The sequence below is a fragment of the Faecalicoccus sp. genome, from assembly GCF_036552745.1.
Lineage (GTDB): Bacteria > Bacillota_I > Bacilli_A > Erysipelotrichales > Erysipelotrichaceae > Faecalicoccus.
On record NZ_JAXKBY010000020.1, the window covers coordinates 1 to 9758 of the forward strand.

The 9758-nt window shown below is 40.0% G+C and carries 11 protein-coding genes; all 11 read right to left on the reverse strand.

The window, feature by feature from the left end:
* A partial coding sequence (locus U0M88_RS00870) for a Gfo/Idh/MocA family protein (RefSeq protein WP_331868614.1) occupies positions 1–290 on the reverse strand: 290 nt, incomplete at its 3' end.
* Positions 287–1774, reverse strand: a complete 1488-nt coding sequence (locus tag U0M88_RS00875) for a HAMP domain-containing sensor histidine kinase (protein WP_117445823.1) — start codon at positions 1772–1774, stop codon at positions 287–289. The genes U0M88_RS00875 and U0M88_RS00870, both read right to left, overlap by 4 nt.
* Positions 1775–1778: 4 nt before the next feature.
* Entirely contained in the window at positions 1779–2438 is a 660-nt protein-coding gene (locus tag U0M88_RS00880) for a response regulator transcription factor (protein WP_022790006.1), read from the reverse strand.
* Positions 2439–2449: 11 nt separating this feature from the next.
* Positions 2450–3784, reverse strand: coding sequence for a phosphoglucosamine mutase (gene glmM / locus U0M88_RS00885; protein ID WP_331868615.1), 1335 nt, complete (start codon positions 3782–3784; stop codon positions 2450–2452).
* A gap of 12 nt (positions 3785–3796) precedes the next feature.
* Positions 3797–4579, reverse strand: coding sequence for a CdaR family protein (locus U0M88_RS00890; protein ID WP_195221977.1), 783 nt, complete (start codon positions 4577–4579; stop codon positions 3797–3799).
* The gene (gene cdaA / locus U0M88_RS00895) at positions 4563–5510 is read right to left on the reverse strand and encodes a diadenylate cyclase CdaA (protein WP_168966485.1); all 948 of its coding nucleotides are present in this window, start codon (positions 5508–5510) and stop codon (positions 4563–4565) included. The genes U0M88_RS00890 and cdaA overlap by 17 nt, the downstream gene beginning before the upstream one ends.
* 21 nt (positions 5511–5531) lie before the next feature.
* Positions 5532–6302, reverse strand: coding sequence for a Cof-type HAD-IIB family hydrolase (locus U0M88_RS00900; RefSeq protein WP_205140221.1), 771 nt, complete (start codon positions 6300–6302; stop codon positions 5532–5534).
* 106 nt (positions 6303–6408) lie between these two features.
* On the reverse strand, positions 6409–6570 hold the full coding sequence (gene rd, locus U0M88_RS00905; RefSeq protein ID WP_022790003.1) for a rubredoxin: 162 nt from the start codon (positions 6568–6570) through the stop codon (positions 6409–6411).
* A gap of 581 nt (positions 6571–7151) precedes the next feature.
* Positions 7152–7835, reverse strand: coding sequence for a LytR/AlgR family response regulator transcription factor (locus U0M88_RS00910; protein WP_331868616.1), 684 nt, complete (start codon positions 7833–7835; stop codon positions 7152–7154).
* Between the two features lie 42 nt (positions 7836–7877).
* Complete coding sequence (locus tag U0M88_RS00915; protein ID WP_022790001.1) at positions 7878–9143, reverse strand: UDP-N-acetylglucosamine 1-carboxyvinyltransferase; 1266 nt, start codon at positions 9141–9143, stop codon at positions 7878–7880.
* 145 nt (positions 9144–9288) lie between these two features.
* Positions 9289–9758: class II fructose-bisphosphate aldolase (locus tag U0M88_RS00920; RefSeq protein ID WP_331868617.1), on the reverse strand; the 470-nt coding region annotated here is incomplete at its 5' end.

The window sequence follows — 9758 nt, forward strand, 5'->3', positions numbered from 1 at the left end:
GGTGTAAATGGTTTTTCACAGATGACATGCTTTCCTGACTGCAGCGCTCTTTTTGACTGTTCAAAATGAAGGCTGTTGGGACTGGCGACATAAATCGTATCAATGGTGATATCCTGAAGCATTTTTTCCAGGTCATGATACGATTTTTCAATCTGATGTTTTTGCGCATAGTCTTCCGCTTTCTCTTTTGTTCGAGAATATACGGCAACCACCTCTACATCTTTTGTCTGTTTCATCGCATCAATCATACGATCTACAATCACACCAGATCCAATCGTTCCTACTCTCATGTCAGATCCTCCTTGTTCTCTTTTACTTCTGTTTCTTTTTTATTTTCATGGGCCTTGTTGTCACGCCAGCTTTTTCGGTCGCTCGGCTTTTTCTTTGGCTTTGGAACATCTCGGTAAATCCTGAAACATACACCATCCTCTGTATTAAAGCCTTTTACATGATATTTATTAGCTTTAACAACACGAGATACGATAGAAAGACCTAAGCCAAAGCGTCCGCCCTCACCTTTTTCATAAGGCCTGAAAAGAGCTTCGATTCGATCCTCCGGCATCTTTGGACCATCATTGGATATCTGTAAATCATTTTCCCGGACCGTAATCTGTATATAGCTTTTCGCATAACGGAATGCGTTTTCCATAATATTTTCAATACAAACACGCCAGGATTCCAAAAGTCCGTCAAAGAAGACTTCTTCCACATCAGTAATGATGCGAATTTCCGGACGAATCACCGCCGAATTTAATACGACTTCCTCCACAACTTCTTTCATATTGGTCACAACGCCCTCGGCATCACTGGTAATCAAATATTCAATACGATTCAAATACAATAAGTTATGTACTTTTGCTTCCAATCGATTGGCATTATCTAAGATCACATCGATACTTTTTTCCAGGGTTCCATACGGATATATACCATCCTTAATGGATTCAGAATACGATTTGATCGTGGCAATCGGTGTTTTTAGATCGTGAGAGATGTTATGAATCATTTCTTCTTTCACTTTTTCCTGCTTTTGCAGCTCATCCTTCATATTGACCAGTTCTTTGGCCACTTCTCCGATCTCATCATCGCGATTCAAATGCAGTTCCACTTCTTTTCCCTGCTTCACCTGCGCAATATACGATTTGATCTGATTCAAAGGATGAATGATTGAGAAAACCCAGATCATCATGATGATGATAAAGATACAAAATGCCAGTATCGTACCATAAACCGTGGATTCAACCAAAGTATTTCGTATGCTTTGCGGATAGGCATCATCCATAAAGCTGACCAAAACGATCACACCGTTGGTTGTCTGTACCTGCTGGAGTCGATAATAATATTGTATGCTTTGATTTGAAATCGTTCCCTGCATTTCTTCATTATGATCCGAAACCATATTTGCTGATTGGTTGATCAAATAACGATATAGGCTTTGATCGACATCATCGGCATTGTCCGGATTTAAAATTGTGATCTGCATTTCATTGCTTTTGCTGTCTTTGGAAACGATACAGTTAGTTTGTATGTTATCGCTGGACAAAGCTTTATAAATCGCATCATAGGCATCCCCGGCACCTAATAAATTCGATTTCAATAAAGAAACAATAGGCTGCTGGCGACTGGACATGGTCGTGTACATCTGATTGGCAATCATATTGTCAATGTTATTGCTGAGATAAAAAAAGAAAAACGTCGCAAAAAAACTGATAAACAGCAGTATCATCAATAAGACCTGCTGTGTTAAAGAAAGCTTTTTAAAAAATTGAGAAAACATGAACCTATCCTAAACGATATCCGTATCCATAAATGGTATGGATGTTCAGATTCGGTAGTTTTTTACGTAAACGACGTAACGTATCATCCACTACACGATCACTTCCAAAGTAGTTTTCATCCCATACGTTTTCTAAGATCTTATCTCGTGAAAAGGCAATACCTTTATTTTTAATAAACATCATCAAAAGATCAAATTCCTTTGTCGTCAGTTCAATTTCAACATTATCGGCATAGATCTTACGCTGTTCTTCATCCAGTTCATATCCATCTACCGCAATACGGTTATTGTCATCCTTATAGGCACGTTTGATGATATTGTTGACACGAAGCACCATTTCTTTAGGTGAAAATGGCTTTGTGATATAGTCATCACAACCTTTTTCTAAACCGATGATGCGGTCAAATTCTTTATCACGAGCTGACATAAAGATAACCGGTGTTTCCGGTCCCTGCAGACGGATCTCTTCAATTAGATCAAAGCCGGATTTGTCATCCAACATGATATCCAGAATCCACAAATGCACATCATCATCCTGAACGTGAGCACTGGCTTCTTCATACGTATAGTAAGAACGTACTTCGTAGCCTTCTTTGCGTAAATATTGTGCAACCAGGTTGTTTAGATCTTTTTCATCTTCAACCACACAGATTACTCGCTTCATGATCTCCCTCCTTAATACTGACTTTCCTCTATAAAATCAACGACACGCTGTACATACTGCTGGCAAAGTTCATCTGTCTTTGCCTCTACCATGACACGAACCAATGGCTCTGTACCACTTGGACGAACTAAAATACGTCCTTCATCCTTTAATTCGTCTTCCACTTCTTTAACGACCTTCCACAAGGCTTCATCTTTTAAAGCTGCTTCTTTATCGTTTACTTTAACATTTTTTAAAAGCTGTGGATAAATAAACAATCCTTCCGAAAGCTCCTCTAACGATTTTCCGGTATTCTTCATGATTTCTAAAAGTTTCAATGCCGTTAATAAGCCATCGCCTGTTACTGCATTTTCATAGAAAATGATATGTCCGCTTTGTTCTCCACCCAGATAGTAATCGTTTTTCTGCATTTCTTCAAATACATACTTATCACCGACCGGTGTTTGTACATAATCGATCTTATTGGCATCTAAAGCTTTATACAAACCTAAATTAGCCATGACAGTCGTTACACACATATTTTTATTCAAGCGGTTGACCGATTTCATATATCTTGAACAGATGTATAGAATGTAATCTCCATCGACAAGTTCACCTTTGGCATTGACCGCAATCAAACGATCGGCATCGCCATCAAAAGCCAAACCGATATCATAGTCGCCCTCTTTGACCATCTGCTGCAGCTTTTCCGGATGTGTAGAACCACAGTTTTTATTGATATTGATCCCATTTGGTGAATTGGAAATGGCTTCTACGGTTGCACCTAAAGAATCTAAAGTTTCAATCGCGGTACTGGTGGCGGAACCATTGGCATTATCGACCGCAATCTTAAAGCCACTTAAATCGACCGGCACGATTTCCTTTAACCAGGACATATAAATTTCCAGGCCATCCTGCCATTCAAAGTATTCTCCGATCTTATCTCCGGTATTTAAAGTCAGAGTACTTTTGCCATCGATATAATCTTCGATCTGTAAAAGCACATCTTCTTCCATCGTCTCCCCGTGATGATTGAAGACCTTGATTCCATTATCATAATAAGGATTGTGACTGGCCGATACCATGATACCGCAGTCAAAGCGCTCTTTTTGAATCAGATAGCTGACGGCCGGTGTAGGACATACCCCTAACAAATAGACCTGTGCTCCCATGGAAGTAGCGCCGGCTGCCAATCCCAATTCAAACATATCACCGCTCAAACGTGTATCTTTTCCAATCAGGATACGAGCATGCTTTTCTTTTCCATAATACATGCCCAGATACTGACCAATTTGAATGGCCATATCCAGTGTCAATCCCTCATTGGCACGTCCCCGCACGCCATCGGTACCAAAATATTTTCCCATAATTCTATACTCCTATTCTGTATCTTCTCTTTCAACCGTTGCTTCGATCGTTGTAGGATCGATTTCCACTTGTACACGGTTACCATCCGCATCATAAGCCACAACATTGGCATTGACTTTCGCAGAATTTCCGCTGGTAAATCCACTGACATCCACGATAGCACGTACAAATCGAATCGCATTCAGCTCATCCGCTGTAGCTCGAATCGTAACACTGTTGACTGCTAAAGTCGGTGTCTTGAAATCCGATGCCTTTTGTCCGGCTCCGATCAAGATTTCCGGTGCTACACTAAAGACACGTGTACGCTTAGATGTGATCGTGGCCGTGACCGTCGCCGGTGATATGGAAGCCTTAATGGTCGATGGAAGATCCTCCAGTGCCAAATCGATAATATAGCTTCCCTCTTTATACTGGCTCAAATCCGCTTTTACCGTCAAATTCGGATGTTGCTTCTGATACACTTCTATATCGGTTTCCTCACCAGATAGCGTTACCTGCACACTGGAAGGAATACCACTGACCTCATACTTATTCTGATCTAAATTGATCTCTGTATTCACATTTCCCAGATCGACGACCGTTGTCGTATCATTAAACAGTTCGATACGAATATCCTGATAATCAATGGCGATACAAATCACCAGAGAAGCAATCAAAGAGATGATCAAGGAACCAGCTTTATTGAAAACAACACGATCAAACAATTTATTAAAGCGTCGAAAGAAAGAATACAGCACTTCCAAAAAACGATCCAAAAAACCTGCAGAGGATTTATCCTTACTTGGCTTTGCCATGCGTATTCACCCCCTGCCTTGTGAGATCGACAATTTCCAGTGGTTGGATTCTTTCATCCACATTCTGTTGTTTACGCATCTCAATTTGTCTGCGCGAACGATTGAACCCCAGACTTTTAGCCGTATCAATGATTGGCCTGAACAATGGACTGCCTGTTGGTTTTTCTGTATCCGGCACAAGCAAATTGCGCAAAAGACGGGAAAGTCCCTCTGGTTTATATTGCGTCAACTGACCATTCATGGCTACCGAGATATTGCCTGTTTCTTCACTGACGATGATCGTAATAGAATCCGTGATTTCACTGATACCTACCGCCGCACGATGTCTAGCCCCATACTTGCTGGGAAGATCCTTTGTCGTAGGTGGAAAATAAGCTGCCGCACAGGCAATCTTATTTCCAATGATGATTACCGCTCCATCATGCATGGGTGTCCCATACTGAAAGATCGTACCCAAAAGCTCACTTGATACAACCGAATCCATTTCGATTCCTGTATGTACATAATCTTCCATCGATGAATTTCGCTGAATGGAGATCAAAGCACCCGTCTTGGTCTTTGACATCTGCTCACAGGCACGAACCAGTTCTTCGATCATATTGATCTGCTCTTCCTTGGAAACATTGGCACCTAAGATGGAAGACGATTTACCAAACTTTTCCAACATGGCACGTATTTCCGGCTGAAAAATGATCACGATGACAACAACGCCCCAGTTCACAAAGATACTGATCAGAAAGCTTAATGCATTTAATCCCAGTAATGTAGAAAGCCCTTGTACGATAATGATAAACAAGATTCCCTTTGTGATCTGAATCGTTCGTGTGTTATTACGCACGATACGTAATGCATAGTAAATCAATGCCCAGACAACAAGAATATCCAAAATCAGCCGCAGGAGCAATGAAATATCGCTGAGCGTTATATTCATTTCCTTACCCCCTTATACGTTTTATTTTAAAATCGTATGAATCATAGAGCCTACCGATTCATAGAAAACGTTCGCATTTTCTTTAACCGCTTCATCCGCCATTTCCATACAGGCACCATGATATCCATACGTCATTAGCGGAATATCATTGTAGGAATCACCGATAGTATAAACATCTTCTTCGTTTGTATTCGTATATTCCACGACAAATTCCAAACCGGTTGCCTTGGAAACCCCTTTAGGAACAACATCCACTACAAAGTTATTGGCATAGGCCACTACAATTTCACCAAAGAACATATTGATGTTTTCTGCCAATGTAACCGCCAGATTTTGTTCAGACATAGAAATAACGATCTGAGCGATTTTTTGTGTATTGATCAAGTCATCCACACTCATATCACTTTGCATTTCCGGATAACGACGATCCGTAATACTTTCATCAATTGTCATTTTGTGACGATGTACACCATCATTGATCACAACACTGGCTACTCCTTCTTCCTGCTTGGCCGCATAAATGATATCGACGGCCGTCACAATATCTAAATAATAGGAAAGCAGTTCATGTCCTTCTCGATCAAAGACCATACCGCCATTATTTGTAATGTAGTAATCAACCGGTAAATCGTATTGTTTGGCCTGGGCCTCGATGGATTCCATTGATCGACCCGTACATAAAACAAACAGGTTGCCGGCCTTTTTCCAATCCTGAATGGCCTGTAGATCCTCAGGCATAATATGTTTTGCGTATTTTAAAGTTCCATCATAATCCGTAGCTAATAGTTTCATACAAGATCCTCAACTTTTCTATTTATGTATATAATATACCACAGTTAAAAAAAATCACATAATTCAAACCAAAAAAATAAGAATCCGAAGATTCTTATTTCATGTATTACTCTACTGGACTGAACTGATCTTTTCCTACACCGCACAATGGACAAACAAAATCTTCAGGAAGATCTTCAAACTTTGTACCCGGTGCAATACCTTGTTCAGGAATACCTACGGATTCATCATATTCCCATCCACATACATCACATACATATTTTTTCATTAGTATTTCCTCCTTGCCTATACTATGACAGATTTCTTTAAAAATTGCATCTGTTTTGACTCTTTTTTTGACCACTTTTTCATTTCAGTTTTCATCTATGCCAAAAGAAGGCAAGACCACAAGTCTTGCCTTACAAATTCAGTTGTTGTATAAGTTCATCTATTGAGATGTTACCCACATAACGTATTTTCCACAGCATTTTCCGATTACTCCAATATTCCGGTGTCTGTGCTCTTTTTATGTAGGATTAGATGACAGCTTCATGATATGCAAAGATGGTTTTATCTGTGAAATCCATCACCTGACAGCCTTACCAGCCTGTCAATCTTTCATCCACGCATTCACCAAGTTTTACGGAATGTTTTTTTCGGATTGCTCCGACATACCCTTTGGAGTCTTCTCTCCATAGTTTCGTGCTTTGCCGGAAAAATCAATTTCCAACGATTAAACTATTGTCATCTTCCCACCGCTCTCTATCGTTTCATTTAGAAAGGAAACCTTTCGCTTACTTCTATTTCCTTTGTTCACTTACAGTATATATGATTTTATAACGATCACAAGCACTCTGTCCATCTTGGTTGTCATATTGTCTTTTTTGACCTTTGTTTAGCCAAAATCTTCTTTTTTTGTGCTCTGGAAAGCGGCACCTTATCACCATTACTAAGTTCTACTTCATCCTTAAACCAGCATACGATGTATTTGGCATTCACAAGATAGGACACATGTACGCGTAGAAATCCAAAATCAGCCAGACGTTCTTCTAAATCAGCCATATTAGCTCGCTCATGAAATTCTCCTTTTCGCGTATGAAAATAAATCATCTTTTCCATTTTATCCAGATAATAAATATCCTGATAAGGCAATCGAACATGGATTCCATCGTAGTTCAATTCATAGAATTCACTTTGGTGATATTGTGAAAGAAGCAGTTCTCTTTCATTTTCAATCTGCTGACGAATCTTTGCCTTATCGATATATAAGACACGGTTTCTTTGATCATTTCCTTTTACCGCCAATACATTTTTACACAGATAGATAAACAAAGCACTGGGATGATCATGCACAAATACACTTTCCAAACGAGGTGTCTTAAATACCTCATCAAAGACAAAGATTTGATAATCCTCCACCTTCATGCGTTTTGCCAGTTCCGAGGCTTTTGTAAAGACACGAAATGTCCAGTCCAGCGTATCAAAAACTTTCGCCAGGGAAAAAACAACTTCCATAGATTCTTTTTCATACTCTAACAAGGCAACTTTGATCATACTTTTATGATAAAGAAAAAAGACCGCAAAATCAATTGCAGTCTATTCAACTTCTTCTCGCCAAAGCACGGCGCCTAACGATTTTAATTTTCCATCCAGATCCTCATATCCTCGATCGATATGATAAACGTCATGAATTTCCGTTACGCCTTCTGCCATCAAAGCAGCAATCACAAGACAAGCTCCACAGCGAAGATCAGTTGCCGTAACACTGGTTCCTGTTAAAGGCGTATTTCCATTGATAAAGGAACTTGGCACACGAACATCAATATCCGCTCCCATTTTATTCAGTTCATAACAATGCTTGAAACGCTCTGTATAGATGGTTTCCGTTACGACCGATTGTCCCTGAGCACGTGTCAAAAGTGCCGTAAAAGGCTGCTGAACATCCGTGGCAAACCCTGGATATGGTTTTGTCAGAATATCAGTTGGCTTTAAAGGTCCTTCTGTCTTATACACTTCGATTGCATCCGACTCTACCTTCATTTGAATACCGATTTCCTTCAGCTTCATTGTGATAGCTTCCACATGCTGCGGAATTATATTTTCAATACGCATGGTATCGGCCATAGCTGCTGCGATGATCAGATAGGTACTGGCTTCAATACGATCCGGAATGATCTCATGCATACAACCACCCAATCGTTCTACCCCATCAATGGTCAGCGTACTGGTGCCCATACCATGAATACGTGCCCCCATTTTATTTAAAAGCGTAGCAATATCAATGATTTCCGGTTCTCTGGCCGCATTTTCAATAACTGTTCGTCCTTTGGCATAGACAGCTGCCATCATGATATTGATTGTTGCCCCTACGGAACTGATATCCAAAAAGATATTCGTTCCTACCAGTTCCTTGGCATCAAGAATATAACAACCTTTTGTATATTGTACAGTAGCCCCTAAAGCTTCAAAGCCTTTTAAGTGCAAATCAATAGGACGAGGCCCCAAATAACATCCACCCGGCATTTTGATCTCTACATGACCGAACTTTCCTAATAAAGCCCCCATAAAATAATAGCTGGCTCTAAGCTTACTAACAGCCTGTGATACCATAGGCTTATTGTTCATTTGACTTGGATCTATATAAAGTGTTTCTTCATCACACTGTTTTACATCTACATCTAATTCTTCCAACAAGACTTTTAAGGATTCCACATCACTGATGTTAGGAACACCATAAATCGTTACTGGTTCGTTGGCTAAAACACAGGCAGGAATTAATGCCACCGTTGAATTCTTAGAACCACTGATTCGTACTGTCCCCCGTAAAGGATGGCCTCCTTCGATCTTGATTATTTCCTCCATACCTTACCTCCTAGACATGCTTATATATCATACACAAAACTGTGTTCATTTCAAGTGTTCCTTTTTATTCTAAAGAAATGTTTATGAAATTACAAGGAGGAAAAAGAAAAAGAGCCGGACGCATCCGACTCTATAAGGTTTTGAATTATTCAGCTTTTCCAGCAGAACCGAAGAAATTTGTCATCATTTCTTTTACTAATTCAGTGATGGCATCAGCTCCTGGTTTCAACAGTTTACGTGGATCGTAACCTTTTCCTTCCTGATCTTTTCCGGCTTCGATGTATTTACGAGTAGCATCTGCAAATACAAGCTGGCATTCTGTATTTACGTTAACTTTAGAAACACCTAAATCAATAGCTTTCTTAACTTGTTCACGAGGGATACCAGAACCACCGTGTAATACTAATGGTTTACCGTTTGTAGAAGCCTGGATTTCAGCTAAACGATCAAAGCTCAAACCAGCCCAGTTTGCAGGGTATTTTCCATGGATGTTACCGATACCGGCAGCTAAGAAATCTACACCTAATTCGGCAATGATCTTACATTCTTCAGGATCAGCTAATTCACCGGCAGAAACGACACCGTCTTCTTCACCACCGATTCCACCAACTTCAC

Excerpts from the sequence above, each read along its gene's own strand:
- U0M88_RS00910 (WP_331868616.1), bottom strand. The coding sequence starts at position 7,835 with ATGATCAAAGTTGCCTTGTTAGAGTATGAAAAAGAATCTATGGAAGTT.
- U0M88_RS00900 (WP_205140221.1), bottom strand. The coding sequence starts at position 6,302 with ATGAAACTATTAGCTACGGATTATGATGGAACTTTAAAATACGCAAAA.
- U0M88_RS00915 (WP_022790001.1), bottom strand. The coding sequence starts at position 9,143 with ATGGAGGAAATAATCAAGATCGAAGGAGGCCATCCTTTACGGGGGACA.
- U0M88_RS00875 (WP_117445823.1), bottom strand. The coding sequence starts at position 1,774 with ATGTTTTCTCAATTTTTTAAAAAGCTTTCTTTAACACAGCAGGTCTTA.
- U0M88_RS00890 (WP_195221977.1), bottom strand. The coding sequence starts at position 4,579 with ATGGCAAAGCCAAGTAAGGATAAATCCTCTGCAGGTTTTTTGGATCGT.
- U0M88_RS00880 (WP_022790006.1), bottom strand. The coding sequence starts at position 2,438 with ATGAAGCGAGTAATCTGTGTGGTTGAAGATGAAAAAGATCTAAACAAC.
- rd (WP_022790003.1), bottom strand. The coding sequence starts at position 6,570 with ATGAAAAAATATGTATGTGATGTATGTGGATGGGAATATGATGAATCC.
- cdaA (WP_168966485.1), bottom strand. The coding sequence starts at position 5,510 with ATGAATATAACGCTCAGCGATATTTCATTGCTCCTGCGGCTGATTTTG.
- glmM (WP_331868615.1), bottom strand. The coding sequence starts at position 3,784 with ATGGGAAAATATTTTGGTACCGATGGCGTGCGGGGACGTGCCAATGAG.